The sequence below is a fragment of the Terrabacter sp. Soil811 genome, from assembly GCF_001429655.1.
Taxonomy (GTDB): Bacteria; Actinomycetota; Actinomycetes; order Actinomycetales; family Dermatophilaceae; genus Terrabacter.
In genome coordinates, this window is the sequence record NZ_LMSX01000001.1 from 865,169 (window position 1) to 890,960 (window position 25,792).

A 25,792-nucleotide genomic window follows, 5' to 3' on the forward strand; every position below is an offset into this window, starting at 1 on the left:
ACCGGCCGGCCGGCCGGGGTCAGCGGCGAGAGTCAGCGGCGGCGCTGGCGGGCGATCTCGTAGAGCGTGACGCCCGTGGCGAGGCCGGCGTTGAGCGACTCGACGGCAGAGCTCATCGGGATCGACACGATCTGGTCGCACGTCTCGCGGACGAGGCGCGAGAGGCCCTTGCCCTCCGACCCGGTCACGATGACGAGCGGCTCCGTCGCGAGGGAGAGGTCGGGCAGCTCGACATCGCCGTCCATGTCGAGGCCGAGGATGAAGAAGCCGGCCTTCTTGAACTCCTCGAGGGCGCGGGTCAGGTTGCTCGCGCGCGCCACGGGGATGCGGGCCGCAGCACCGGCCGAGGTCTTCCACGCCGACGCGGTCATCCCGACCGAGCGACGCTCGGGCACGACGACGCCGTGGCCGCCGAAGGCCGCCACGGAGCGCACGATGGCGCCGAGGTTGCGCGGGTCGGTGATGCCGTCGAGCGCCACGACGAGCGGGATGCCGGGCATCTCGGGGTCGATGAGGTCGTTCGGGTGGGCGTACTCGTAGGGCGGCACCTGCAGCGCCATGCCCTGGTGCACGCCGCCGTCGGTGAGGCGGTCGAGCTCGCCGCGCGGCGTCTCGAGGATCGCGAGGCCACGCTCGGTCGCGATCTTGAGCGCCTCGCGCACGCGGTCGTCGGTGTCGATGCGGGTGGCGATGTACATCGTCGCCACCGGCACGTCGGCTCGCAGCGCCTCGACGACGGAGTTGCGGCCGTAGACCATCTCGCTCGAGGCCTTGCTGCGGCTCTTCGAGCGGGCCTGGCCGCGTCCGCCCGGTCCGGGGGCACCGGAGCCGGACCGCTTCGCCGCCGCCTTGGCGCGCTTGTGGGCGGGGTGGTACTCGCGCTCGGAGGCCTTGGGCGTGGGGCCCTTGCCCTCGAGTCCGCGGCGGCGCTGGCCGCCGGAGCCCACGGTCGCGCCCTTGCTGTTCTTGCGGATGGCGCCGCGCCGCTGGGAGTTGCCTGGCATGTCAGCCCTGTGCCTTCTCGGCCCGGGGGGCCGCGGTGGGGTGGTCGGTGGTGGTGTCGGTGGCGGTCTCGGCGTCGCCGCGCGCCGGGCGGGCGAGCGACCACTGGGCGCCGGACGGGGTGTCGGTGATCTCGATGCCGACCGCCGTGAGCGTGTCGCGGATCTCGTCGGCCCGCTCGAAGTCGCGCTCCTGGCGGGCGACCTGGCGGGCGTCGAGCTGGGCCCGCACGAGGGCGTCGAGGGCCAGCTCCGAGGCGGCGTCCTCGCGGCTGCCGCCGGAGCCCCAGTGCGCAGCGAGCGGGTTGATGCCGAGCACCTCGGTCATGGCGACGACGGCGGCCGCCGCCTCGAGGGCCGCCTCGTCGTCGTCCTCGTCGAGGGCGCTGTTGCCGGCGCGCACCGTGTCGTGCACGACGGCGAGCGCCCCGCTGACGCCGAGGTCGTCGTCCATCGAGGCGACGAAGGCGGCCGGGAGCGCGGCGGCCACCAGGGGCACGATCGTGCCGCGTCGTGCCGCGCGTTCGAGGAAGCCCTCGATGCGCTCGACGGCGGCCGCGGCCTCCTCGAGGGAGCCGGGGTGGTACTCGATCATCGAGCGGTAGTGCGCGGCCGTGAGGTAGTAGCGCAGCACGATCGGCCGCGTCTGCTCGAGCAGGTGACGCACCTCGAGGGCGTTGCCGAGGGACTTGCCCATCTTCTGGCCCTTGACCGTGACCCACGCGTTGTGGAGCCAGTAGCGGGCGAAGCCGAGCCCGGCCGCGCGCGACTGCGCCTGCTCGTTCTCGTGGTGCGGGAAGCGCAGGTCGATGCCACCGCCGTGGATGTCGAACTCGTCGCCGAGCCAGCGTCGGGCCATGGCCGAGCACTCGAGGTGCCAGCCCGGACGACCGGCGCCGAAGGGCGTCGGCCACGACGCGCTCTCGGGCTCGTCGGACTTGTGGCCCTTCCAGAGCGCGAAGTCCCGCGGGTCGCGCTTGCCGCGGGGGTCGGCGTCGTCGGCGCCCACCATGTCGTCGAGCGACTGGCCCGTCAGCGAGCCGTACTCGGGCCACGAGCGCACGTCGAAGTACACGTCGCCGCTGCCGTCGGGGGCGGCATACGCGTGGCCCTTCTGGATGAGCGTCTCCATGAGGGTCACCATGTCGGGGACGTGACCGGTCGCCCGCGGCTCGTAGGTGGCCGGCTCGACGCCGAGCGCGTCGAGCGCCTGCGAGGTGAGGCGCTCGTTGCGGTAGGTCAGGGCGAACCAGTCCTCACCGGCGTCGGCGGCCCTGCGCAGGACCTTGTCGTCGATGTCGGTGACGTTGCGCACGAGCGTGACGTCGTAGCCGTGACCGACCTCGAGCCAGCGGCGCAGCACGTCGAACGCGACGGCGAACCGGATGTGCCCGATGTGCGGCGCACCCTGCGTCGTGAGGCCACAGATGTACATGCCGACCTTGCCCGCCTCGCGCGGCGTGAAGTCGCGCAGCTCCCGGGTCGCGGTGTCGAACAGTCGTAGGCTCACCCGCCGAAGTCTATCGGCGCGTCGCCGCGCACCCGACCACGCACGTACGAGCACGTATGCCGTCCGGCCGGCCCGGCCGGCCCACGATCGCGACCTCGCCGGCGCCCCGCGGCTACGCTCGGGCCATGGCGCAACCGCGGCTCACGAGCTACGAGCGGCTCGACGGTTCCGAGGTGCGCGCCGTCATCAGCTACCTCGGCGAACGCATCGACACCTACCTGCCCCGCCACCCCGGGCTGCGTGCCGCGACCGAGGAGCTCGGCAAGGTCGTCGACGCCCTCCTCGACCGCCGCCGCCGCGCCCCCGCCCAGCGGGCCGGCCTCCTGTGGACCTCGCGGGCCCTCATCGTCGTCGTACTCGCCGTGTCGCTCGTCGCGGTCGGCATCGCGGTGCGTGACGCCGTCGCCCGGGCCGGGTCCGTCGCCGCCTTCGAGTGGCTGCCCGTCGTCGAGAGCCTCATCAACGACCTCGTCTTCGCCGGCATCGCGATCTGGTTCCTCCTGTCGCTCGCCGACCGGGTCGTGCGCAACGACCTCATCCGCCGGCTGCACCGCCTCCGCTCGCTCGCCCACATCATCGACATGCACCAGATGAGCAAGGACCCGGCGGCGCTGCTGCCCGACACCCGGCTCGGCACGGTGGCGGGCGACGAGGTCGTCAGCCCGCGCACGATGTCGGTGCGCGACTACGCCCTCTACCTCGAGTACTGCTCCGAGCTGCTGTCGCTGACGTCCAAGGCCGCCGCCCTGTGCGCCGAGGAGTCGACGGACGCCCTCGTCCTCGACACCGTGAGCGAGATCGAGAACCTCACGACCGGTATGGGCCGCAAGATCTGGCAGAAGATCAGCCTGCTGCGCGACGCGCCCCGCGCCTGAGCGAGCGGGGACCGCCGACCCGGGCACCCGGCATACGCCCGCTTGCGTATGCCGGGTGGCTCGGCAGGTGGGTCAGTGACCCCGGCGGATCCACTCCTCGACGTCCGGCTTCTCGTCGCCGATGGTCGTCGCTCGGCCGTGACCGGTGAGGACGACCGTCTCGGGTGGGAGGGAGAGCAGCTGGTCCTTGATCGACTCGACGATGGTCGGGAAGTCGGAGTAGGACCGACCGGTCGCGCCGGGGCCGCCCTGGAAGAGCGTGTCACCGGTGAAGACGACCCCGAGGTCGCGGGCGTGGAAGCAGCAGGCTCCCGGCGCGTGGCCGGGGGTGTGCAGCACGAAGAGCTCGACGTCGCCGACCTGCACGACGTCGCCGCCGGCGAGGTCCAGCGACGGGGCGAGGTCGGGGTGGCTCTGGTCCCACAGGACGCGGTCGTCGGGGTGGAGCGCGACCTTCGCCCCGGGATGGGCGGCGAGCAGCTCGGGCACGACCGTGACGTGGTCGTCGTGCGCGTGCGTCAGCAGGACGTGGGTCAGGCGGCGGTCACCGACGAGCTCGAGGATCGGGCCGGCGTCGTGCGGGGCGTCGATGACGACGCACTCCGTGTCGTCGCCGATCACCCAGACATTGTTCTCGACCTCCCACGTGCCGCCGTCGAGGCTGAAGGTGCCCGCGGTCGTCGTGTGGTCGATGCGGACGCCGCCCTGCGAGGGCGTGACCCGGTCGCCCGCCGCGTCGGCGCTCACAGCTCGACCACCGATCGCAGGACCTCACCGGCGTGCATCTTGTCGAACGCCGCCTCGATGTCCGCGAGGCCGATCCGCTCGGAGACGAAGGCGTCGAGGTCGAAACGGCCCTGCTTGTAGAGGTCGACGAGCATCGGGAAGTCACGGCTCGGGAGGCAGTCGCCGTACCAGCTGGACTTGAGGCAGCCCCCACGGCCGAAGATCTCGATCATCGGCAGGGTGACCTGCTGGTCCGGCGTGGGCACGCCGACGAGGACGACGGTGCCGGCGAGGTCTCGCGCGTAGAAGGCCTGCTCGTAGGTCTCGGGGCGTCCGACCGCCTCGACGACGACGTCGGCGCCGTTGCCGTCGGTGAGGCTGCGGATCGCCTCGACGGCGTCGGTGTCCGTGCTGTTGACGGTGTGCGTCGCGCCGAAGTGCTTGGCCTGCTCGAGCTTCGCGTCGCTGACGTCGACGGCGATGATCGTCGTCGCGCCGGCCACCTTGGCACCGGCGATCGCCGCGTTGCCGACGCCTCCGCAGCCGATGACGGCGATCGAGTCGCCGCGTCCCACGCCGCCCGTGTTGACGGCGGCACCGAAGCCGGCCATGACGCCGCAGCCGAGCAGACCGACGGCAGCGGCGTCGGCCTCGGGCACCTTGGTGCACTGGCCGGCGGCGACGAGCGTCTTCTCGATGAAGGCTCCGATGCCCAGGGCGGGGGTCAGCTCGGTCCCGTCGGTCAGCGTCATCTTCTGCGTGGCGTTGTGCGTGTTGAAGCAGTACCAGGGCTTGCCCTTGGCGCAGGCCCGGCACTGGCCGCACACGGCGCGCCAGTTGAGGATGACGAAGTCGCCCGGGGCGACGTCGGTGACGCCCTCGCCCACGGCCTCGACGTAGCCGGCGGCCTCGTGGCCGAGCAGGAAGGGGTAGTCGTCGTTGATGCCGCCCTCGCGGTAGTGGAGGTCGGTGTGGCACACCCCGCAGGTCTCGATCTTGACGACCGCCTCACCCGGGCCCGGGTCCGGCACGACGACGTCGACGACCTCGACGTCGGCCCCCTTGCTGCGGCTGATGACACCCTTGACGGTCTGCGGCATGTTGGCTCCCTCGGCGTGCGTCCCTGCGGTCCCCTCGATCCTGACAGACCCTCCCCCCGCTCGATGCGGGCGGCCTCCCCGTCACCCTCGAGTGAGCGCCCAGCCACACACGAGTGAGCGCCCGGTCACGTCCGGTGCGTCCGCGCGTGCCCCGCCTGGGACGGCGCGCTCACTCGACTGGTGCGGAGCGCTCACTCGACGGGGAGGTGGGGACGACCAGAGCCGTCGCGACGGCGGCGACGCCCTCGCCGCGGCCGGTCAGGCCCAGCCCGTCGGTCGTCGTGCCGCTCACCGACACGGGCGCTCCTGCGGCGGAGGTGAGCACCGCCTCGGCCTCTGCGCGGCGGGTGCCGACCTTGGGCCGGTTGCCGACGACCTGGACCGCGATGTTGCCGATCTCGAAGCCGGCCTCGCGCACGAGCCGTGCCGCCTCGGTGAGCAGCGTGACGCCGGAGGCTCCGGCGAGCTCGGGGCGCGACGTGCCGAAGTGCGCGCCCAGGTCACCGATCCCGGCCGCCGAGAAGATCGCGTCGCACGCCGCGTGGGCCGCGACGTCCGCGTCGGAGTGGCCGTCGAGACCCCGCTCCCCCGGCCAGTGCAGCCCGGCGACCCACAGCTCGCGGTCGGTCCCCTCGGGGGCGTACGCGTGGACGTCGACGCCCACCCCGACGCGCGGGAGCGACGTCATCAGGCGTCCTTCCAGTCGATCGGGCCGCGGTGGATCTTGTGGGGAGCGGCCTGCGCCACCGGCTTGATGACCATCGTGTCGATGTTGACGTGCTGCGGCAGCCCGACGACGAAACCGACGCACTCCGCGACGTCGTCGGCCACGAGCGGACGGTCGACCCCGTCGTAGACCTTGTCGGCCGCGGCGCGGTCCCCGTGGAGCCGGGTCAGGGAGAACTCCTCGGTGTGGACCATGCCGGGCCGGATGTCGACGACGCGGATGTTCTCGCCGTTGAGCTCGAGCCGGAGGGTCTCGGACACGACGGACGTGCCGTGCTTGGCCGCGACGTAGCCGGCGCCACCCTCGTAGACGCGCTCACCGGCGATCGAGCTGATGTCGACGATCGTGGCCCGGGAGGAGCGTCGCAGCAGCGGCAGCACGGCCTGGGTGACGCGCAGGGTCCCCACGACGTTCGAGGCGAACATCCGCTCCCACTCCTCGGGGTCACCGTCCTCGACGCGAGTCACCCCGAGCGCGCCGCCGGCGTTGTTGACGACGACGTCGCACCGACCGAGCGACGCGACGCCCTCGGTCACCGACGCCGGGTCGGTGACGTCCATGACGAGCGCACGGGCCGAGCCGCCGGCGCCCTCGATGTCGGCCACGACCTCGTCGAGCTTCTCGCGGCGACGGCCGGCGACGACGACGTCGAAGCCGTCGCGCGACAGCCGCCGCGCGATGGCCGCACCGATGCCGGTGCCACCACCGGTGATGAGAGCCGTCGGTCGGGACAGGGCGGTGCTGGGGTCGGTCGTCACGCTGCCGAGGATAGGCAACTCCCGGGTTCGATGTCTGCTGCGGTCACCCGTGACCGCGGAACACCTCGAACGACGGTGGGGCCCGAGCTCGGGTCCGCGGTCGGGTCCGAGGTCAGGAGGCGCCGAGCAGGCGGGCCGCGGCCTCGAGGTCGCTCGGCGTCGTGACCTTGAGGGCCCGTGGGTCACCCTCGACGACGAGGACCCGCTCCCCCAGCCGCTCGACGAGCCCGGCGTCGTCGGTGGCGTCGCTCGACCCGGCGTGGGCGCGCTCGAGGACGTCACGGCGGAAGCCCTGGGGCGTCTGCACCGCGCGCAGGCCCGAGCGGTCGGGGGTGGCGACGACGAACCCGTCGCCGTCGACCTGCTTGATCGTGTCGACGACCGCGGTGCCGGGCACGACCGCCACGGCGCCTGCCGCGACGGCGGCGACCACCCGGTCGAAGACGTCGACCGGCGTCAGGCACCGGGCGGCGTCGTGGACGAGGACGATGTCGACGTCCCCGCCGAGCACCCGCAGACCGGCCGCGACGGAGTCGCCCCGCTCGGCCCCGCCCGGCACGACGGTCACCGGCGTCGCGGACCCGAGCTCACGGCATACGCCCTCGGCGAGCTCGTCGGCCTGCGCCCGGTGGGTGTCGGGGACGACGAGGACGACCTGGGCCACCGCGGCGCACGACAGGACCCCCCGCAGGGCGTGCCCGAGCAGGGGCAGCCCGGCGAGGGGCACGAACGCCTTGGGCACACGTGCCCCCAGACGCGAGCCGGAGCCGGCCGCGACGACGATGACGCCGACGCGACCGGCTCCGGTCTCGTTGTTCAGTGTGCTGCCCTGATCAGGAAGCGAGGACCTCGTCGAGGATGGTCTCTGCCTTCTCCTCGTTCGTCTTCTCCGCGAGCGCGAGCTCGGAGACGAGGATCTGGCGGGCCTTGGCGAGCATGCGCTTCTCGCCGGCCGACAGACCACGGTCCTGGTCACGACGCCACAGGTCGCGCACGACCTCGGCGACCTTGATGACGTCACCCGACGCAAGCTTCTCGAGGTTCGCCTTGTAGCGACGCGACCAGTTGGTCGGCTCCTCGGTGTGCGGCGTGCGGAGCACCTCGAAAACGCGGTCGAGGCCTTCCTTGCCGACGACGTCGCGGACACCCACGAGGTCGCAGTTCTCGGCGGGGACCTCGATCGTCAGGTCACCTTGGGCGACCTTGAGCTTGAGGTAGAGCTTGTCCTCTCCCTTGATCGTGCGTGTGTTGATCTCTTCGATGAGTGCAGCCCCGTGGTGGGGGTACACGACCGTCTCGCCGACCTTGAAAACCATCTGCTGTTTTCCCCTTTCGCGACCTCCAGATTATCACGAAGCTGTGCACATCGCGATCTCAGGATCCGGCATCTGTGCAGGTCAGAGCCACAGTCGAGGCCCGGGACGCGATATGTGACGTCTTGACAGAACGCCGTTCGGCATGCTTCGCGCCAGCCTCTGGGGGACGGATCAGGGCGGCCGAGGCGCCCGTCGGCGGCCGGTGGACATCGCGTCGGAGCCGCGGCCGACGTCGGCTCGGCGCGCCCGCCGGGCCGTGACGGCGGGTGCACGGGTCCGACGAGTCGTACGCCGGTAGGCTGTCGCCCGTGAAGCGTCGATACCCCGCCCTGACCCCCGCGCGTCGCTCGTCCACCCGCCGGGTGTCGACGGTGCTCGCCGGTGTCGCCCTCGCCGTCGTGACGACCGGGTGCCAGGTCAACTCGCCCGTCCAGACCAACACGCCCTACGTCCCGGCGGACGGCGTCCCCGCCGACGTGGGAGAGCTCGCCGTGCGCGACCTCGCGCTCGTCGGTGACGGCAGCGGGACGGTCGTGATCTCCGGCTCGGCCATCAACCTCGGCGAGCAGGACATGACCGTCCAGATCGCGCCCCAGGCCGACCCCAACGCCACGAGCGCGCCCAGCGGCTCGGAGGTGCAGCTCGGCCCGCGCGAGCAGGTGAACCTCGCCGGCAAGGGTCTGCAGCTGACCGACGTCAAGACCAAGCCGGGCGGCCTCGTTCCCGTCACCATCACGTCGAGCGCCGGCGGCACGACCGTCGTCAAGGTGCCCGTGCTCACGGCGAGCGGCTACTACGCCACGGTGACGCCCGCGCCCACCGGCAGCTGAGCCCCACCGTCGGGGGACTGCTCCCGATCGTCAGACCGCAGCAGGTGTGCGGGGCACGGCCGCCGGCACACCGCTCGGCTCAGCCGGCCTCGAACTTGTAGCCGAGCCCGCGCACGGTGACGATGTGCACCGGGTTGGCCGGGTCGGGCTCGATCTTCGCGCGGAGGCGCTTCACGTGGACGTCGAGCGTCTTCGTGTCGCCGACGTAGTCGCTGCCCCAGACGCGGTCGATGAGCTGCATGCGGGTCAGGACGCGACCGGAGTTGCGCAGCAGCATCTCGAGCAGCTCGAACTCCTTGAGCGGCAGCGACGCCGACCGCCCCTGGACGCTCACGGTGTGGCGCTCGACGTCCATCCGGACCGGTCCCGACTCGAGCGTCGAGGGCAGCAGGTCCTCCGGCTCGGCGAGGCGACGCAGCACGGCCTTGACGCGCGCGAGCAGCTCACGGCTCGAGTAGGGCTTCGTGACGTAGTCGTCGGCACCGATCTCTAGGCCGACGACCTTGTCGATCTCGCTGTCCTTGGCGGTCAGCATGATGACCGGCACCGAGGAGCGCTGGCGCAGCGCGCGGCACACGTCGACCCCCGAGAGGCCGGGCAGCATGAGGTCGAGCAGGACGAGGTCGGCGCCGTTCTTGTCGAACTCGGCCAGGCCGTCGGGCCCGGTCTCGGCCACGGCGACGTCGTAGCCCTCCTTCTTCAACAGGTAGGACAAGGGGTCGGAGAACGACACCTCGTCCTCGACGATGAGAATGCGACTCACTACGGGCCTCTCGGGGTCGGGCAGCGTGGGGCTGGTGGGCTGCTCAGGCAGTGGGGACGTGACTAGGCGTTGACGGACGGGGTCGGGCCGGTGCCGCGGGACGGCTCGGCCTCAGGCGCGCCGCCGCGCCCGGCGTCGACCTCGGCCTCGGTCTGGGTCTCGGTCTGGGTCTCGGTCTGGGTCTCGGAGGGGACGTCGGGCTCGGACGGCGGGAGGGCGGCATACGTCGTCGGATCGGCGGGCGCGATCGCGGCGGAGGCGTTGGCGGCGGGCAGCTCGATGGTGAACGTCGACCCCCGGCCCGGCTCGGACCACACCGACACGTTGCCGCCGTGGTTGTCGGCGACGTGCTTGACGATGGCCAGGCCCAGCCCGGTGCCGCCGGTGGCCCGCGACCGGGCCGTGTCGACGCGGTAGAAGCGCTCGAAGATGCGCTGCTGCTCGTCGGGCGCGATGCCGAGTCCCTGGTCGGTGACGGAGACGTCGATGACACCCGGGCGACCTCGACGCACCATGACGCCGACACGGGTGCCGCCGTCGGAGTAGGCGATGGCGTTGCCGACGAGGTTGCTGATGGCCGTGGTCACGAGCTCGGCGTCACCCCACACCTCACAGCCCTCATCGATGGCCGTCACGATCTCGATGCGGTGCTCGTCGGCGATGAGTCGGCTGCGGTCGGCGGCGTCTCGCGCGCACGCACCGACGTCGATGACCGTCGGGTCCTTGATGACGTCGGCGCCCTGGAGGCGCGAGAGCTCGACGATCTCCTTGACGAGTCGCGTCAGCCGCTCGGACTCGACGCTGATCCGCTTCGCGAAGCGCGCGACCGCCTCGGGGTCGTCGTGCGCGTCGAGCACGGCCTCGGCGAGCAGCGAGATGCCGCCGACCGGGGTCTTGAGCTCGTGGCTGACGTTGGCGAGGAAGTCGCGGCGGATCTCCTCGACGCGGGCCGCCTTGGAGCGGTCCTCGACGAGGAGGAGCACGTGGTCGGCGCCGAGGGGCGCGACCCGGGCGGCGACGACGAGACGGCCGTCGCCGATGCCCTTCTGCAGGGTCAGCTCGGCCTCGCGGATGACACCGTCGCGGCGCACGGCGCGGGCGAGGTGGAGCAGCTCCGGGTGGACGAGCTCCTGGCCGCGCACCAGGCCCTGGGCGACGGCGGCGGGTGAGTTGTTGACGACCCGGTCGGACGAGTCGACGAGGATGCCGCTCGAGCGGAGCACGGCGATGACCTCACCGACGCCGGGGGGCAGCGGCGGAGCGGGCGGCGGGGGCGTCTCGGCCGCCGTCGAGCGGTCCGACAGGCGCACGGCGACCATCGCCACGCCGCCCAGGGCGAGGCCGGCGATGCCACCGAGCGTTGCCGCTGTCGTCGGGTCCACGACACTCAGCGTACGCATCACGCCGACAGACTCGGACCACGCGGGACACGCGCGTGCGGAGCGCGAACCCACTGTTCACCTTGGCGTCCCCACCCATTCACGAAGCCCTGCCAACCTCTGCACCAGCGGGGGACGTGACACCGCGAACGTATGCCGTCCCGCGCGCGTCGCGAGTGGCAGGCTGGCTCCCGACACGGCGCCGCCGCACGTCACACCGGTGCAGACGGCAACGCACGACCACGCACGACCGGCAACTGACAGGAAGACCATGCGCGACCAGTTCCACGAGGACCTCGACACGATCTCGGACCAGCTCGTCGAGCTGACCCGGCTCGCGGGGTCGGCCATCTCCCGCGCCACGACCGCGCTCCTCGACGCCGACGTCCACCTCGCGGAGTCGGTCATCGAGGCCGACCGCAAGCTCGACGACATCCGCATCGAGCTCGACGAGCTGTCGATCGACCTGCTGGCCCGCCAGCAGCCCGTCGCCACCGACCTGCGCATCGTCGTGACGGCGATGCACATGAGCTCGGACCTCGAGCGGATGGGCGACCTCGCCCGTCACGTCGCCAAGGTCGCCCGCCTGCGCACACCCGACTCGGCCGTGCCGCCGGAGCTGCGCTCGCACATCCTGCAGATGGGCCAGGTCGCCGAGTCGATCGTCGCCAAGTGCGGGTCGATCATCGCGAGCAAGGACGTAGCTGCGGCCATCGCGCTCGAGAAGGACGACGACGCGATGGACGACCTCCACCGCGAGCTCTTCGCCGCCCTGCTCGACGAGAACACGTCGTGGTCGCGCAGCTCGATCCTCGACCTGACGCTCGTCGGCCGGTACTACGAGCGCTTCGCCGACCACGCCGTGTCGGTCGCTCGCCGCGTCATCTACCTCGTCACGGGTGAGTACGACTCCGAGGTCAGCTACGACCACGAGGACGCCGAGGACGCCGACGTGCTCGAGGCCATCGAGCACGACGCCTGACCCTGCTACAAGGCAAGCGGGTGGAGGGTTGACGTCGCGCCGGCGACGTCAACCCTCCACCCGCGTCTGCGTGCGCCGGACGCTGGGGACAACCACGGCCAGCGGGCCCCGCCTACGGCGAGCATGTGCGTCATGCAGCGCACCATTGCCGCCCACGCTGCGGCGCAGCTGGGCCTCGTCACACGCACCCAGGCCCTCGGGGCGGGCCTGACCGAGGCAGCGGTCAGATGGCGTGTCGAGTCCGGACGCTGGGTCGCCGTGCAGCGCGGCGTCTACTCCACGACGCCGGGCCGTGACGACTGGGAGTCGCGGGCCCTGGCCGCCCTGCTGAGGATCGGCATCCCCGCAGCCCTGTGCGGACCGAGCGCCGGTTTCCTCTGGGGACTCATCCCGCACCCGGGACCGGACATCCACGTCGCCGTCCCGGTCGACCGAAGGCCGGAGGCAACCGAAGGGATCGTCGTGACCCGGAGCCAGTACGCCTACCAACGTACCGACGAGCGTGCGTGGCCCCACCGCATCAGCCTCGACCACACGGTGTTCGACCTGGCCGCCGGCCGGCCTGTGGACCGCGCCGTCGGCCTCATCGCCAAGGCCGTCCAAACGCGCCGCACGACCCTGCGCAACCTCCGAAACGCGCTGGAGCAACGGCCCGGCCAGGCGCACAGGACCCTCTTGCTCGAGGTCTTGGGCGATGTCGAGGACGGGGCCGAGAGCCCCGCCGAACGTCGCTACACCCGCGACGTGGAGCAGGCGCACGGGCTCCCGTCAGCGCACCGACAGGCCGCCGGTCGCGGAGACACACGGTGGGACAACGACTACGAGCCGTTTCGCGTCAAGGTCGAGGTCGACGGCAGACTCGGTCACGCCGGCTGGGCGAACCAGCAGCGTGACGGCCGCCGGGACCGACGCAACGCCGCCGACGACTGGCTGACGGCTCGGGTCTACTGGACCGACGTCGCGGTGACGCCGTGCGAGACGGCACTCGAGCTCGAGGCGATCTTCCGCAGCCGCGGATGGTCCGGACGAGCGCGTCCGTGCCGCCGTCGGGACTGCGCGGTCCGCCGGCGCATGGAGGGTTGACGTTGCCGGAGCAGCGCCAACCCTCCAGGCAGGCAGAGGCTTGGGCGGGTCAGCGGCCCTGGTTGGCGACGGCCTCCGCGGCGGCGCGAGCGGCCTCGGGGTCGAGGTAGCGCCCACCCGGCGTGACGGGGCGGAACGACTCGTCGAGCTCGTAGACGAGCGGCATGCCGGTCGGGATGTTGAGGCCGGCGATGTCGTCGTCGGAGATGCCGTCGAGCGTCTTGACGAGGGCGCGCAGCGAGTTGCCGTGGGCGGCGACCATGACGGTCAGGCCGTCGGCGAGGTCGGTCTGGATCTCGTTCTCCCAGTAGGGCATCAGACGGGTCACGACGTCCTTGAGGCACTCGGTCGCGGGCATCGCGGCACCGAGGCCGGCGTAGCGCGCGTCACCATGCTGCGAGAACTCGTCGTCCTGCTCGATGGGCGGCGGCGGCACGTCGTAGGAGCGGCGCCACAGCATGAACTGCTCCTCGCCGTACTGCTCGAGGGTCTGCTTCTTGTCCTTGCCCTGGAGCGCGCCGTAGTGGCGCTCGTTGAGGCGCCAGTCACGCTTGACGGGGATCCAGTGACGGTCCGCGGCGTCGAGCGAGAGGTTCGCGGTCGTGATGGCCCGGCGCAGGAGCGAGGTGTGCACGATGTCGGGCAGGATGCCGGCGGCCTTGAGCTGCTCGCCGGCGCGCACGCCCTCGGCACGGCCCTTGTCGGTGAGGTCGACGTCGACCCACCCCGTGAAGAGGTTCTTGGCGTTCCAGTCGCTTTCGCCGTGGCGGACGAGGACGAGCGTGTAGGTCATGGCGCCAGCCTAGCGACGGCCGATCACGCGTCCGAGCCGTCGTCCAGCAGGTGACGGAAGGCGTCGAGGTTGCGCGTCGACTCGCCGCGTGAGACCCGCCAGGCCCACTCCTTGCGCATCGAGCCGAGGAAGCCGAGCGCGAGCAGCTCGTTGAAGACGTCGTCGCTCGCCGACAGGACGATCCCGAAGAGCTGGTCGAGGTGCTCGGGCTCCACCGCGACCGTCGGCACCTCGCCGCGCAGGTAGACGTCGCCGTCGGTGTCGACGGCGTAGGCGACGCCCTGCAACCGGAGGTTCTTGCGCAGGAGGGTGCGGTAGAACGCCTCGTGGTTCTCGTCCGGGTTGCGGATGACGAAGGCGCTGACGCTCGTCGTCCGGTCGCGCACGAGCACCGACACGACGGTCTTGAGCTTCTTCTCGCCGGGCAGGGTGACGACGTACTCCCCCGGGCGCCCGCCGAGCTCCCACTCGAGCCCGACGGAGTCGAGGTATGCCGTGAGGCGGGCCTCGGCGGCCGCGCCCGGTGAGTCATCAGCGGGGGCGGTCTCCTGCGGCTCGGCGCTCACGGGATCACCGCCGTCGGGACCCCGACGAGGCTCTGGCCCTCGTCGATGGGCGACTCGTTGCCGCCGTCGGCCCGTTCACGGATCGCCTGCCGGTAGACCTCGAGGAGCCGGTCGGTGGTCGCTCCCCAGCCGAACTGCGCCGCGTGCGCGACCGCCGCGGAGCCCAGCGCGAGACGGCGGTCGTCGTCGCGCAGCAGGGACTCGACGGCGTCGGTCCAGTCGGGGGTCGCGTGACCGTCGACGAGGACGCCGGCGTCTCCGACGGCGGTCGGGAGGCCGCCGACGTGCGCCGCGACGACGGGGGTGCCACAGGCCTGCGCCTCGATGGCGACGAGACCGAAGGACTCCGAGTGGCTCGGCACGAGGACGAGGTCGGCGGCGCGATACCACTGCGCGAGCACCTGGCGGTCGACCGGTGACACGAAGCGGACGACGTCGTCGATGTCGAGCGAGCGGGCCAGCTCCTCGAGCTCGTGGGGCCGGGTGAGGCCGCTGCCGCTGGGGCCGCCGAGGACGGCGACCGTGAGGCGCTCGCGGCGGGAGGGGTCGCGGCGGAGCAGCTCGCCGGCGACCCGGAGCAGCACGTCGGGTGCCTTGAGCGGCTGGATGCGCCCCACGAACAGGAGCAGCTGACCCTCGACGGGCAGGCCCAGGGCGCGCCGGGCCTCGCTGCGGTCCCCGGGGGTGAAGGTCGTCAGGTCGACGCCCGGGGGGACGACGGACACCTTGGCCGGCGAGGCGGCATACAGCTCGATGAGCTCGCGGGCCTCGTCCTGGGTGTTGGCGATGAGGCGGTCGGCCGCCTCGACGACCTGGACCTCACCGATCTCGCGGCCGCGGGGCTCCGGCGGGTCGCCCTCGGCGAGGTGGAGGTTCTTGACGCGCGCCATCGTGTGCATCGTGTGGACGAGCGCGACGCGCCAGCGGTCGGCCGCGAGCCAGCCGACCTGACCCGAGAGCCAGTAGTGCGAGTGGACGAGGTCGTAGTGGTCCTCGGGGACCGAGAGCCCGGCCTGCATGATGCCGGCCGAGAAGGCGCAGAGCTGGCCCGGCAGGTCCTCCTTGGCGAGGCCCTCGTAGGGGCCCGCGGTCACGTGGCGCACGCGCACGCCCGGCACGAGGTCGGACTCGATCGGCGTCGCGCCGGTGGTGCGGCGGGTGAAGATGTCGACCTCGATCCCGCGCGCGGCGAGCTCCTTCGCGGTCTCGGCGACGTAGACGTTGAGGCCCCCGGCGTCACCCGTACCGGGCTGCTCGAGGGGCGAGGTGTGCACGCTGATCATCGCCACCCGTCTCGGATCGGCCGCCATCGGCATCCCTTCGTCCTGCGCGTCGTTCGTCGTCATGCTCTTCCTCGACTCAACCACACGCGCGATTCGATGTATTCCGCGGTCGCCGGCGACCCCGGAACACCTCCGACCGGCGCTGGCTAGGCTGCGGAGGTGCCCCCATGCCAGCGCCCCGTCGGCACCGTGACCCGTGGGACGACGAACCCGAACCGGCTGAGGCGGTGCGACCGGTGGATCGCCGGACCGCAGGCGTGGCGCCTCCGGCGCAGCCCGACACCCCCGGTCGTCGTCGACCTCGGCTACGGCGCCTCGCCCATCACGGCGGTCGAGCTGCACGACCGGCTGCGGCAGGTGCGCGCCGACGTCAGGGTCGTCGGCATCGAGATCGAGCCGGCTCGGGTGGCCGCCGGCAAGCCGCTCGAGCGGGACGGCCTGACCTTCCGGCTCGGCGGCTTCGAGGTGCCGCTCGACGACGGCGAGCGTCCCACGGTGGTGCGCGCCTTCAACGTGCTGCGGCAGTACGCCGAGGACGAGGTGCCGGCCGCCTGGGCCCTCGTCCAGGAGCGCCTGGCGCCGGACGGGCTCCTCGTCGACGGCACCTGCGACGAGATCGGCCGCCGCGCATCGTGGGTCGCGGTCGACAAGGCCGGTCCCGTCAGCCTGACGATCTCGCTGCGCATGGGCGGCCTCGGGCGCCCGTCCGACGTCGCCGAGCGGCTGCCCAAGTCGCTCATCCACCGCAACGTGCCGGGCGAGCCCGTCCACGCCTTCCTCGCCGACCTCGACCGGGCGTGGGCCCGTAGCGCGCCGCAGTCGTCGTGGGGCGCACGTCAGCGCTTCCTCGCCGCTGCGACGGAGGTCCGCGAGCGCTGGCCGCTGCTCGACGGCCCCTCGCGCTGGCGGCTCGGCGAGCTCACCGTCGACTGGACAGCGGTGGCCCCGCTCGGCCGCTGAGGCGGTTCGGGAGGTTTGCGCCCGTTTGGCCGTGGCGCCGCCCCCCGCGGGGGACTCACAGGAAACGCAAGCCACCGACGGCCGTGCCGTCGGCGTACGCTCGGCACCATGTCGCACGGCGGCATGACCGCGTGGGGGCGAGGTCATGCAGTGAGTTTCTACACGCTCGACAGTGAGGGTTTCGGCGCCGTCGCGCGATTCGTCGCGGACGGGTGGGACCGGGACGAGTGCGTCGTCGTCGTCGCCACCGCTCCGCACCGCGTCGCCGTCGAGGCGCTCCTCGTGGGGATGGGCCACGACCCCGCCGCGCGGGAGACCGCCGGCCGCTACCTCACGCTCGACGCCGAGGAGACCCTGGCCGAGCTGGTCGTCGACGGCCACCTGGACGCGGACCACTTCATGCGACGTGTCGGCGAGGTCGTCACCGAGGCCTCCGTCGCGGGGCGGCCGATCCGCGCCTTCGGCGAGATGGTCGCACTGCTCTGGCAGCGCGGACAGGTCGAGGTGGCCATCGACCTCGAGCTGCTGTGGAACCAGCTGCTCCGCGAGTACGACTTCTCGCTGCTGTGCGCCTACCCCACCGGGGTCTTCGAGCACGCGGAGCTCGTCGACGTGCGCCGGGTCTGCGACCTGCACACCGACCTCATGCCCGTCGGCGGTGCGTCCTCGACCGATGGCGCCCAGCTCGCGGCCGGCCACGCGTGCTCGCGCGTCTACCTGCCGACGGCCGAGTCGGTGCCGGCGGCCCGTCACTTCGTCGTCGACGTGCTGCGGGCCTGGGGCCACGACAGCCTCACGGCCGACGCCGCGCTCATCGTCTCGGAGCTCGCGACCAACGCCCTGACGCACGCAGCCTCTCCGTTCCGAGCGGTCGTCGACCGGCGTCGGGGCGGCCTGCGGATCGGTGTCGAGGACGCGGCCCTCACCCCGCTCCAGCGACGCGCCGCCGAGGCCGACGACGTCAGCGGACGCGGCGTCGACATCGTGGCGGCGCTGTCCGAGCGGTGGGGCTACAGCCCCGTGCCCGGCGGCAAGGTCGTGTGGGCCGAGCTGCTGCTCGACCCGAGCCGGTCACGCGCCGGCTGAGCCCGCCGGAAAGCGGCGTCCGTCACTGCCGACCGTCCGCGGACAGCGGTATGCCGCCGGGCCGGGCCCGGCGGCATACGTTCGTCCGTGTGTCGTGCTGCGTGCGTCCTCAGCGGACGTAGTCGTCCTCGAGCCGCTCGATGTCCGACTCGTCGAAGTGGCCGAAGCCGACCTCGAGGAGGCGGCCCGGGTGCTCGCCGGAGTTGCCCATGCGGTGGATCGAGTTGCGCGGGACCCAGACCGTCTCGCCCGGCTTGGCGCTCCACGTCCGGTCACCCACGGTGACGTCGATCGGCACGTCGAGGACCTGCCACATCTCACCGCGGTGGTCGTGCCGCTGGAGGGAGAGCCGGTGACCGGGCTGCACCGTGATGATCTTGACGGTGACCTGCTCGTTGGAGACGAACTGCTGGAACTCGCCCCACGGCCGCTCGGCGACGAAGATGTCCTCGGTCGGGTTGCGGTTGCCCAGGTCGTACTCGTCCGCGGTGTGACGCGGCGACGAGACGTTCTGGTGCTGGTGGGCGTCGAGCTCGTGGTCGACGACGGCAGCAGCAGGCTGCTGGTCGGACATGGTTCTCCTATCGGTTGTGAGTGCACCAGTGTGCCGTACGCGCAAGGCCCGGTGTCCCGAGCGGGCGCGTGAGGGTCACCACCCGGTGTTGGAGCGCCCCCCGATGCCCCTGACCTGCCGCAGCGCGGGGCGCACGTCGGCGAGGTAGACGGCGGCACCCACGAAGGCGAGCAGACCGAAGAGGCTGAGCGGGTTGAAGAGCGTGACGAAGCCGATGGCGAGGGCGACCCCGAGCAGCACGAGCCAGAAGGTCCGTGTGCGCTTGCCGGCGGCGACGTAGGCCTTCTCGGGGTGGCGCAGCGCGTCGACGAACGCGAAGACCTCGCACCCGAGCGCAACGACTCCGAGCACGAGGAGGACGACGTTCTGGAACCCCGAGTACAGCTGCATGGTGGAAGCGTAACCCGGCGACGGTCGCGCGACCCCTCCCAGCCGATTCCCAGACTCCCGCGAGGTCGGCTGCTGCGGTGCGCCGGTCAGGCGTCGACGACGAGGGTGAAAGGGCCGTCGTTGACGAGCGACACCTGCATCATCGCGCCGAAACGACCCGTCTCGACCTCGAGGCCCCTCCCCCGGAGCGCCGCCACGAGGTCGGCCACGAGCGGCTCGGCCACGGTCCCCGATGCGGCCGCGCTCCACGAGGGACGGCGACCCTTGCGGGTGTCTGCGTGCAGCGTGAACTGGCTGACGACGAGGACGGGCGCCCCGGCGTCGGTGAGGCTCGCCTCGTCGCGCAGGATGCGCAGCTCGGCGATCTTGCGGGCCATCCGCTCGACCTGCTCGGGCCCGTCGTCGTGGGTGACACCGACGAGGGCCAGCAGGCCGGGGCGGTCGATGGCGCCGACGACCTCGCCGTCGACCTCGACCCGCGCGCTCGTGACGCGCTGGAGCACCGCCCTCATCTCGACCTCACGGGCCCGTCTCGATCCGGCTCAGACGCCGACGGCGACGACGGACCCGACGGGCTGGCCGTGGCCGAGCACCGGCTGGTGCTCGAGCACGGCGAGGACGTCGTCGCTGCCGACGCCGATGCGCCGCATCACCGCGGCGAGCAGCACGCTGCGGGCGCGCGACGAGCCGTCGGCGACCTTGACGGCGATGCCGCGGCCGTCGGGCAGGCCCACGGCGTAGACGGCCTCGGCGCCGTCCTTGGCGATGAGGCCGTCGACGCCGCGGATCAGGGCGGTGACGTCGCGGTGGGTGCCGCCGAGGTACTCCGGGAAGTCCCGGATGGCCGACGCGATCCGGGCCTCCGGCCCCTCGGTGGCAGTGGCGAGCCGGCCGAACGACAGCGCGAGGGCGCGGAGCGGGACGGCATGGATCGGTGCGCCGCACCCGTCGACGGCGACGGCGCTCGGCTCGGCGCCGGTCAGCTCACGCACCGTCTCGGTGACAGCCACCTGGAGCGGGTGCTCGGGATCGCGGTAGGTCGCGAGGTCCCACCCGTTGACGACGCACGTCGCGAGCATCGAGGCGTGCTTGCCCGAGCAGTTCTGCGCGATCGACTGTCGCGGGCGGCCGCTCGAGATCCAGCCGATGCGGGCGGACTCGTCGTAGGGGTAGTCAAGGGTGTTCTGCAGGTCGGCCTCGGCCAGGCCGGCGCCGGCGAGGATCTCGCGGGCCGCCTCGACGTGGAAGTCCTCGCCGGAGTGGCTGGCGCACGCGAGCGACAGGAGGCGGCCGTCGTTCGCGAGCCCGTTGCGGACCATCGCGAGCGCCTGCAGGGGCTTGCTCGAGCTGCGCGGGAAGACCGCACCGCTCGCGTCGCCGACCTCGAGCTCGACCGTGCCGTCGGGAGCCGTGACGACGGCCGTGCCGTGGTGCACCGACTCGACGAAACCGGCCCGCACGACGTGCGCGACGACCGGGGCGTCGGCGAGCGCCGCGCTGACATGGGTGGAGGACGGGGCCAGGAGATGGGACACGCCCCGCAGTATGCCGGAGCGACGCAGCAGGGCCGCCACCCCGGGTGCGGGGTGGCGGCCCTGTCGTGCCTGTGGCGCCGGGGGGACCCGGCTGGAGGCGCGGCCGGTCAGGCGCTCGGAGCCGTGGTCGACGTCGTGCTCGGGGCGGTCGACGCCTTCCGGGCCGTCTTCTTGGCCGGCGTGGTCTTCTTGGCGGCGGTCTTCGTCGCGCTCTTGGTCGCCGCAGCCGTCTTGGTGGCCGTCTTGGTGGCCGTCTTCCTGGCCGCCTTCTTGGCCGGGGCGACCTTGCGGGCCACCGTGGCCTGCGGGTCGTCGGTCGTGGCCGAGCTGCGGGCAGCGACCTTGCGGGTCGTCGTGGCCTCGACCTCGTTGGCCTTGCGCGTCGCGGCGGACTTCTGGGCCGCCGACTTGCGGATCGCCGTCTGGTGGGCGGCGGTGCGCTTGGCCGGGACCGGCGCGGCGGCCGACTCGACGGCGTCGACCGAGGCCGAGACCTGCGAGCCGAGCTTCGAGGCGTCCTTGACGACGGCGCCCTTGAGGGTCTTCGCGACCTTCTCGCCCTCGCTCACGGCGGTCTCGGCGACGCGGCGACCACGGGTCACCGTGGCGGTGCCACGCTCGGCGAGGCCGAAGGCCGTGCGCTCACCCTGGGCGCGCAGGTCGGTGACGACCTTCTCGCCACGAGCCGCGGCGGCGTCGTACTGGTCCTTGGCGTTGCTCGCGATGACGAGGCCCTCGTTGAGGACGCGCGCCGGGAGGTCCTGGGCCCGCGTGACGAAGCGCTCGGCATACGTCGTCGCGAGCTTCTGGAGCTCGGTCGTGCGGCCCTGGAGGTCGATGATGCGCTTCTGGAGGTCCTTATGCATCTGGTCGGCCTCCTTCTTGGCACCCTTGCGCAGGTCGACGGACTTGGCCTGCTTGCGTGCGACCTCGAGCTGCTCGCCCGCCGTGCGGACGGTGTCGATCGCGATGTTCGCGGCGCCGACGACGGCGTAGAACGGCGTCGGGTCGACCTGGACATCGGGCATCCGGTCCTCGACCTGGACGAGCTGGCCGCGCACGTCGGCGACGGCGGCCTCGGCCTGCTTCTGGGCGTCCTTGACGGCCTTGGTGATCTTCTTGCTGAGTGCCATCTCAGTTCTCCTTCTCGTTGAGCTCGGGGGTCGCGGCAGCGGTCGTGCTGCGCGACGGGCGCCGGCGAGGTGCTGCAGCCGGCGTAGGCGGTGGGCTGGGTGGGCGTCGCGTAGGACGCGTGGTCTCGGGCGTCGTCTCGTCATCGCCGACGAACGACAGGTAGATGTCGACGAGCACCGCGCGCTGCCGGTCGGTCAGGACCGGGTCGACCGCGATGGCGGAGAGGACGTCGGGCACGGCGGCAGGGTCGTCGGCGACCCGCTCGTCGAGGATGCCGGCCCGGACGTAGAGCGACTCGGCCGAGACCTGCAGCCCCTTGGCGATCTGCTGCAGGATCTCGGCGCTCGGGCGTTTGAGCCCGCGCTCGATCTGCGACAGGTAGGGGTTGGAGACGCCGGCCATCTCGGCAAGCTGCCGCAGCGACAGCTGGGCGCTCTCGCGCTGCTCGCGCAAGTAGGCCCCGAGGTCGGGTAGCGGAAGCTTGCTCATGCCTCCATTGTGCTAACTACAGCAAGCAGAATGCAAACTCTGGGCAGCGTGAGACGTCCCACACCGGTTCGCGCGCTCCGACCAGAAGCGCGAGACCAGAGGACCGGGCGCGGGAAGGAGTGCGCGCTGGAGGGACATGTCGCGCGCTCGGATCAGGAGCGCGCGAAACGAGGCCGCCCGCGCGTCGCGGCGTCAGCGGGTGCGACGATCCTTGATCGACAGGGCCTCACGCGCCTCGGTGGTCGACATCGGGGGGCGCTGCATGACCGTGGCGATCTCGGCGGCTCGGGACACGAGCTCGCTGTTGTGCGCGACCGGGCGACCCTTGGCATACATGAGGTTGTCCTCCATGCCGACGCGGAGGTGACCGCCGGCCGACAACGCGGCCGCGACGATCGGCAGGTGCGCGCGCCCGATGCCGGTGGCCGACCAGCTCGTCACCTCGGGCGGGAGCATCGCGACGCCCGCGAGCAGCGCCTGCGGCGTGCCGGGCATCGAGCCCGGCACCCCCGTGACGAAGTCGACGTGGACCTTGCCGCCGAAGGGCAGGCCGCACTCGTCGATGAGGCGGCGCAGCGCGTGCACGTGGCCGAGCTCGAAGAGCTCGAACTCCGGCACGACCTCTCGCTCCTGGGCCTGGCGGTAGAGGTCGACCATGAAGCCCCACGGGTTGAGGAAGACGCCGTCGCCGAAGTTCGTCGTGCCGCACGTGAGCGAGCACGAGTCGGGGTCGGCGTCGAGGACGGTGAGGCGCTTCTCGAGCGGGTCGGTGATGGAGCCGCCGGTCGAGAGCTGGACGATGAGGTCGGTGGCCTCACGGACACCGTCGACGGCCTCCTTGAGGAAGGCCGGCTCGAGCGTCGGCTGGTGCTCGCGGTCGCGCACGTGGATGTGGATGAGGGCCGCGCCCGCACGCTCGCACGCGACGGCGGTCTCGACGAGCTCTTCCGGTGTCGTCGGCAGCGCGGCGACGTCCGACTTGGCGGTCTCGGCGCCCGTGGGCGCGACGGTGATCAGGGTGCTCGCGGCGGTGCGTGCGGTGCTCATGCCGCACATCCTGCCAGCGCCCGGAGCGCCGTCGGTCAGGGGGCGACGATCGTCGTCTGCGCGGCCGAGAGGTCGTCGACGAGCAGCTCGAGGGTCGGGTCGGTGTTGCGCTTGATGACGGCGAGGGCGATGGGCCCGTCGACGTGGTGGCGCCCGACGGAGGTGACACGTCCGACGACGCGGTCGCCCGCCCGGACCTCGCTCCCCTGCGCCGGCAGGACGTGGCCAGAGCCGTCGAGGTGGAGGAAGACGATGCGGCGCGGCGGTCGCCCGAGGTTGTGCACGCGCGCCACGGTCTCCTGGCCGCGGTAGCACCCCTTCTGCAGGTGCACCGCGGTGCGCAGCCAGTCGAGCTCGTGGACGATCGTGCGGTGGTCGGTCTCGAGACCGAGCCGGGGACGCCAGGCGGCGATGCGGAGCGCCTCGGCGGCCCACAGTCCGGCCAGCGGCCGATCCCCCACGGCCGCAACGAGATCGGCGCGCGGGACGAGGACCTCGCGCCAGGCGCGGTCGGTGCCGGGGTGCCCGTCGACCGGGCCGTATGCCGTCGTGTCGCCGACGAGGTCGGGCCACGGGTCGCGCCAGGCGAGGGGCTCGCCGTCGACGGACTCGCTGGAGTGCGGCTCACCGAGCACGGCCCAGTCGTCGGTGACGAGGGCGACCTCGACGCGCAGCATGAAGCGCATCTTGTCGAGCCACTCGACGAGGGCCGGACCGGCGCCGGGCTCGGTCGTGATCCACGTCGTCGTGCCGTCGTCGACGAGGTGCAGCGAGTGCTCGACGTGGCCCTTGGGGCTGAGGATGAGGGCCTCGCGCGACTGGCGCGGCTCGAGGCCGAGGAGGTGCTGGGTCGTCAGGGAGTGGAGCCAGCTGAGCCGGTCGGGTCCGGTGACGGTGACGACGTCGCGGTGCGAGAGATCGACGACCGCGAGGCCCTCCTCGAGGAGGCGCTGCTCGCGCATGGGGTCACCGTGGTGCAGGGCCACCCCCGCCTCGAGACCCTCGCCGGCCACGGCACCCGGGCGCGACAGGAGCGGGCTCCTCGTCGTCGGGCGGGTCGGCAGCTCCAGGTCGCTCATGCCCGGTGGAACGCTCACGGCGTCCACCTCATTCCACGCGCTTGAGGGTGGCCGACACGTGGCTCTGGAGCTCCTGGCCCACGGCGGCCATGTCCATGACCCAGAGGAGGTTGGACTCGACGAGGCCGTACATGCGGGTCGCGGCGTTGTACTCCTTGGCTCCCGGGGCGCGCAGGACGCCGTCGGTCTTGAGCTGGATCTTGGCCGGCTCGATCTTGCCGTAGTAGAGCTCGAGGATGCCGGTGGGGTGCGCGAGGAGCAGCTCGACCTCGCCGTTCTCGAGCGGGCGCCAGAAGCCGGACTCGACCGCCGCCGGTCGCACCTTGGCGCCGTTCTCGGAGTCGAGGATCCACGCCCGGCTCTCCCACTTGAGGAAGCCACGCCCGTCGTGCGTCACCTCGACCTCCTGGCCGAAGTGCGCGGACTCGATCGTCGGGTAGCCGACGACGCCCGCGCCCTCCCAGCGTCCGATGAGCCAGGCGAGGGGTCGCAGCGGCTCCGGGATGTCCTGGTCGAGGTTGAACATGCGCCCGATCGTAGCCTGATCCCATGGACACCCCCGCGCGCTCGCTCGTCGTCAAGGTCACCGCCGGCACCGAGGCTCCCGAGCGCCTCTCGCAGGCCTTCACCGTCGCCGCGACGGCCGTCGCGAGCGGCGTCGACGTCTCGCTGTGGCTCACGGGCGAGTCCACGTGGATGGCCGTCCCCGGACGCGCCGAGGAGTTCGAGCTGGCGTATGCCGCCCCGCTCGTCGACCTGCGCGACGCCGTGCTCGCGGGTGGCCGGCTCACCGTCTGCACGCAGTGCGCGGCCCGGCGCGACCTGACGCAGGACCAGCTGGTCGACGGTGCGGTGATCAAGGGCGCGGCCGTCTTCGTCGAGGAGGTCATGGCCCCGGGGGTGCAGGCCCTCGTCTACTGACCCGCAGAACGTGGCCTCCCGACGGGTGAGGGGCGGGGAAGGGTCAGGTGAGGACGGAGAAGAGGTGGACGACGGCGCCGACGGCGAGCACCGACCCCGCTCCGGCGCCGACCTGGCCCCGGACCGTCAGCATCGCCGGTTGCAGCGCGAGCACCCGGCGGAACGACCACGACACGGTGCCGACGGCGGCACCGATCCCCAGCGCCTCGAGGGTGCCGACCTCGGAGCCGCGTGAGGCGACGACGGCCGCCAGCACCGCGGCCGCGAGCGCCACGAACCCGAGGAACGGCGTCGCGCCACGCACCCCGACGAGCAGGTCGGTGACGACGGCCGCCCCGACAGCCGCCATGGCCACGACCGCGACCGCCTGGCCCCGGTCGCTGTTGGCGGCGACGACCGCCGTGGTGCCGGACGCGACGACGACGAGGCCGCCGAACGACGAGAGCAGCGTCAGGACGAGCCCTTCACGGCCCGTCCGACGGACGAGCTGACCGGAGAAGGCGAGCAGGATGCCGAACGCGACCGCGGCCGGGACCCAGAGCAGGTCCTGGCGCAGCGCGCTGAGCACGATCGCGACGGAGGCCACCGCGAGCACGACGGTCGTCGCCGTCGGGGTCCACGACCCGGTGAGGAGCGGCCAGCCCCAGGCCACCGCGAGAGCGAGCGCGAGCGTCACACCGAGCGTGGCGGCATACCCCGTGCCCTGGGCGACGAGGAGGGCCACGGCGGCCACGAGCGTCGCGACGACGCTGACCCAGCGGATCCGGTCGGCGCCGGCGGGCGACAGCGGGAGGCGGAGCGACCCGGCGGCCACCGAGGAGTCGGAGGCGTCGGGACCGGGCTCGCGGAGGGCCGCGTTGTCCTCAGGCACGGGGGCCATTGTGC

Annotated in this window: 30 protein-coding genes; 7 read left to right on the plus strand and 23 right to left on the minus strand. The window is 72.4% G+C overall.

Translation table 11 applies throughout. The annotated features are described in order from the left end of the window. Nucleotides 1-32: 32 nt before the first annotated feature. Nucleotides 33-1,004 carry a 23S rRNA (guanosine(2251)-2'-O)-methyltransferase RlmB gene (gene rlmB / locus ASH01_RS04000; protein WP_056771598.1) on the minus strand — a complete coding sequence of 324 codons (972 nt, stop codon included), beginning with the start codon at nt 1,002-1,004 and terminating at the stop codon, nt 33-35. 1 nt (nt 1,005) lies between these two features. Continuing rightward, nucleotides 1,006-2,511, minus strand: a complete 1,506-nt coding sequence (gene cysS / locus ASH01_RS04005; RefSeq protein WP_056771603.1) for a cysteine--tRNA ligase — start codon at nt 2,509-2,511, stop codon at nt 1,006-1,008. Nucleotides 2,512-2,636: 125 nt separating this feature from the next. Here cysS and ASH01_RS04010 point away from each other — a divergent pair, with 125 nt between their 5' ends. Then, nucleotides 2,637-3,386 carry a hypothetical protein gene (locus ASH01_RS04010; protein ID WP_156415407.1) on the plus strand — a complete coding sequence of 250 codons (750 nt, stop codon included), beginning with the start codon at nt 2,637-2,639 and terminating at the stop codon, nt 3,384-3,386. Nucleotides 3,387-3,458: 72 nt separating this feature from the next. On the opposite strand, the gene ASH01_RS04015 is transcribed toward ASH01_RS04010, so the two are convergent. The 6 genes from ASH01_RS04015 to ASH01_RS04040 all read right to left on the minus strand — a co-directional run bounded on the left by ASH01_RS04015 (nt 3,459) and on the right by ASH01_RS04040 (nt 8,013). Continuing rightward, entirely contained in the window at nt 3,459-4,133 is a 675-nt protein-coding gene (locus ASH01_RS04015; RefSeq protein ID WP_056771610.1) for an MBL fold metallo-hydrolase, read from the minus strand. Continuing rightward, nucleotides 4,130-5,212, minus strand: coding sequence for an S-(hydroxymethyl)mycothiol dehydrogenase (locus ASH01_RS04020; protein ID WP_056771613.1), 1,083 nt, complete (start codon nt 5,210-5,212; stop codon nt 4,130-4,132). The genes ASH01_RS04015 and ASH01_RS04020 overlap by 4 nt, the downstream gene beginning before the upstream one ends. Before the next feature lie 169 nt (nt 5,213-5,381). Beyond that, on the minus strand, nt 5,382-5,900 hold the full coding sequence (gene ispF, locus ASH01_RS04025) for a 2-C-methyl-D-erythritol 2,4-cyclodiphosphate synthase (RefSeq protein WP_056771615.1): 519 nt from the start codon (nt 5,898-5,900) through the stop codon (nt 5,382-5,384). Next, the gene (locus ASH01_RS04030; RefSeq protein ID WP_056771618.1) at nt 5,900-6,697 is read right to left on the minus strand and encodes an SDR family oxidoreductase; all 798 of its coding nucleotides are present in this window, start codon (nt 6,695-6,697) and stop codon (nt 5,900-5,902) included. The genes ispF and ASH01_RS04030 overlap by 1 nt, the downstream gene beginning before the upstream one ends. 112 nt (nt 6,698-6,809) lie before the next feature. Continuing rightward, the gene (gene ispD, locus ASH01_RS04035; RefSeq protein WP_056772672.1) at nt 6,810-7,517 is read right to left on the minus strand and encodes a 2-C-methyl-D-erythritol 4-phosphate cytidylyltransferase; all 708 of its coding nucleotides are present in this window, start codon (nt 7,515-7,517) and stop codon (nt 6,810-6,812) included. Between the two features lie 13 nt (nt 7,518-7,530). After that, nucleotides 7,531-8,013, minus strand: coding sequence for a CarD family transcriptional regulator (locus tag ASH01_RS04040; protein WP_020145708.1), 483 nt, complete (start codon nt 8,011-8,013; stop codon nt 7,531-7,533). 308 nt (nt 8,014-8,321) lie between these two features. Between ASH01_RS04040 and ASH01_RS04045 the strand changes: the two genes are divergently transcribed. Beyond that, entirely contained in the window at nt 8,322-8,843 is a 522-nt protein-coding gene (locus tag ASH01_RS04045; RefSeq protein ID WP_056772675.1) for a hypothetical protein, read from the plus strand. 79 nt (nt 8,844-8,922) lie between these two features. Here ASH01_RS04045 and ASH01_RS04050 read toward each other — a convergent pair whose 3' ends face one another. Both ASH01_RS04050 and ASH01_RS04055 read right to left on the minus strand, forming a co-directional pair. Then, on the minus strand, nt 8,923-9,606 hold the full coding sequence (locus tag ASH01_RS04050) for a response regulator transcription factor (protein ID WP_020145710.1): 684 nt from the start codon (nt 9,604-9,606) through the stop codon (nt 8,923-8,925). 62 nt (nt 9,607-9,668) lie between these two features. Further along, nucleotides 9,669-10,988 carry a sensor histidine kinase gene (locus tag ASH01_RS04055; RefSeq protein WP_056771621.1) on the minus strand — a complete coding sequence of 440 codons (1,320 nt, stop codon included), beginning with the start codon at nt 10,986-10,988 and terminating at the stop codon, nt 9,669-9,671. Between the two features lie 268 nt (nt 10,989-11,256). Between ASH01_RS04055 and phoU the strand changes: the two genes are divergently transcribed. After that, nucleotides 11,257-11,967, plus strand: coding sequence for a phosphate signaling complex protein PhoU (phoU, locus tag ASH01_RS04060; RefSeq protein WP_020145712.1), 711 nt, complete (start codon nt 11,257-11,259; stop codon nt 11,965-11,967). A gap of 132 nt (nt 11,968-12,099) precedes the next feature. Then, nucleotides 12,100-13,050: a type IV toxin-antitoxin system AbiEi family antitoxin domain-containing protein gene (locus ASH01_RS04065; RefSeq protein WP_162263860.1), complete on the plus strand. Its 951-nt coding sequence runs from the start codon at nt 12,100-12,102 to the stop codon at nt 13,048-13,050. A gap of 49 nt (nt 13,051-13,099) precedes the next feature. On the opposite strand, the gene ASH01_RS04070 is transcribed toward ASH01_RS04065, so the two are convergent. From ASH01_RS04070 to mshA, 3 genes are read right to left on the minus strand one after another with little or no spacing between them, the layout of a single operon-like run. Then, entirely contained in the window at nt 13,100-13,843 is a 744-nt protein-coding gene (locus tag ASH01_RS04070) for a phosphoglyceromutase (RefSeq protein ID WP_056771626.1), read from the minus strand. 23 nt (nt 13,844-13,866) lie between these two features. Continuing rightward, on the minus strand, nt 13,867-14,409 hold the full coding sequence (locus ASH01_RS04075; RefSeq protein WP_056771629.1) for a YbjN domain-containing protein: 543 nt from the start codon (nt 14,407-14,409) through the stop codon (nt 13,867-13,869). Next, nucleotides 14,406-15,755 carry a D-inositol-3-phosphate glycosyltransferase gene (gene mshA, locus ASH01_RS04080; RefSeq protein WP_235509520.1) on the minus strand — a complete coding sequence of 450 codons (1,350 nt, stop codon included), beginning with the start codon at nt 15,753-15,755 and terminating at the stop codon, nt 14,406-14,408. Before mshA ends, ASH01_RS04075 begins: the two co-directional genes overlap by 4 nt. A gap of 96 nt (nt 15,756-15,851) precedes the next feature. Between mshA and ASH01_RS04085 the strand changes: the two genes are divergently transcribed. After that, complete coding sequence (locus tag ASH01_RS04085) at nt 15,852-16,652, plus strand: hypothetical protein (RefSeq protein WP_056771632.1); 801 nt, start codon at nt 15,852-15,854, stop codon at nt 16,650-16,652. A 150-nt stretch (nt 16,653-16,802) separates the two neighbouring features. Continuing rightward, nucleotides 16,803-17,738 carry an MEDS domain-containing protein gene (locus ASH01_RS04090; protein WP_056771634.1) on the plus strand — a complete coding sequence of 312 codons (936 nt, stop codon included), beginning with the start codon at nt 16,803-16,805 and terminating at the stop codon, nt 17,736-17,738. Between the two features lie 109 nt (nt 17,739-17,847). Here ASH01_RS04090 and ASH01_RS04095 read toward each other — a convergent pair whose 3' ends face one another. The 9 genes from ASH01_RS04095 to ASH01_RS04135 all read right to left on the minus strand — a co-directional run bounded on the left by ASH01_RS04095 (nt 17,848) and on the right by ASH01_RS04135 (nt 24,512). Further along, entirely contained in the window at nt 17,848-18,312 is a 465-nt protein-coding gene (locus ASH01_RS04095) for a phosphomannose isomerase type II C-terminal cupin domain (RefSeq protein WP_082619379.1), read from the minus strand. Between the two features lie 75 nt (nt 18,313-18,387). Further along, nucleotides 18,388-18,702, minus strand: a complete 315-nt coding sequence (locus ASH01_RS04100) for a DUF2516 family protein (protein WP_056771636.1) — start codon at nt 18,700-18,702, stop codon at nt 18,388-18,390. Nucleotides 18,703-18,788: 86 nt separating this feature from the next. After that, nucleotides 18,789-19,214 carry a D-aminoacyl-tRNA deacylase gene (dtd, locus tag ASH01_RS04105; RefSeq protein ID WP_056771639.1) on the minus strand — a complete coding sequence of 142 codons (426 nt, stop codon included), beginning with the start codon at nt 19,212-19,214 and terminating at the stop codon, nt 18,789-18,791. Between the two features lie 30 nt (nt 19,215-19,244). Further along, a complete protein-coding gene (locus ASH01_RS04110; protein ID WP_056772682.1) occupies nt 19,245-20,237 on the minus strand; it encodes an asparaginase in 993 nt (330 codons plus the stop codon). A 107-nt stretch (nt 20,238-20,344) separates the two neighbouring features. After that, nucleotides 20,345-21,370, minus strand: coding sequence for a hypothetical protein (locus tag ASH01_RS04115; protein WP_056771640.1), 1,026 nt, complete (start codon nt 21,368-21,370; stop codon nt 20,345-20,347). A 1-nt stretch (nt 21,371) separates the two neighbouring features. Further along, the gene (locus tag ASH01_RS04120; protein WP_056771643.1) at nt 21,372-21,860 is read right to left on the minus strand and encodes a helix-turn-helix domain-containing protein; all 489 of its coding nucleotides are present in this window, start codon (nt 21,858-21,860) and stop codon (nt 21,372-21,374) included. 192 nt (nt 21,861-22,052) lie between these two features. After that, nucleotides 22,053-22,907 (minus strand): 3-keto-5-aminohexanoate cleavage protein, encoded by an 855-nt coding sequence (locus ASH01_RS04125; protein WP_056771646.1) that lies wholly within the window; start codon nt 22,905-22,907, stop codon nt 22,053-22,055. A gap of 35 nt (nt 22,908-22,942) precedes the next feature. Further along, nucleotides 22,943-23,986: a CAF17-like 4Fe-4S cluster assembly/insertion protein YgfZ gene (gene ygfZ / locus ASH01_RS04130; protein ID WP_056771648.1), complete on the minus strand. Its 1,044-nt coding sequence runs from the start codon at nt 23,984-23,986 to the stop codon at nt 22,943-22,945. 28 nt (nt 23,987-24,014) lie between these two features. Then, a complete protein-coding gene (locus ASH01_RS04135; protein WP_030199640.1) occupies nt 24,015-24,512 on the minus strand; it encodes an FABP family protein in 498 nt (165 codons plus the stop codon). 23 nt (nt 24,513-24,535) lie between these two features. Here ASH01_RS04135 and ASH01_RS04140 point away from each other — a divergent pair, with 23 nt between their 5' ends. Next, nucleotides 24,536-24,907 carry a DsrE family protein gene (locus ASH01_RS04140; RefSeq protein ID WP_056771650.1) on the plus strand — a complete coding sequence of 124 codons (372 nt, stop codon included), beginning with the start codon at nt 24,536-24,538 and terminating at the stop codon, nt 24,905-24,907. A 43-nt stretch (nt 24,908-24,950) separates the two neighbouring features. On the opposite strand, the gene ASH01_RS04145 is transcribed toward ASH01_RS04140, so the two are convergent. Next, the gene (locus ASH01_RS04145) at nt 24,951-25,787 is read right to left on the minus strand and encodes a hypothetical protein (protein ID WP_056771653.1); all 837 of its coding nucleotides are present in this window, start codon (nt 25,785-25,787) and stop codon (nt 24,951-24,953) included. Nucleotides 25,788-25,792 lie beyond the last annotated feature (5 nt).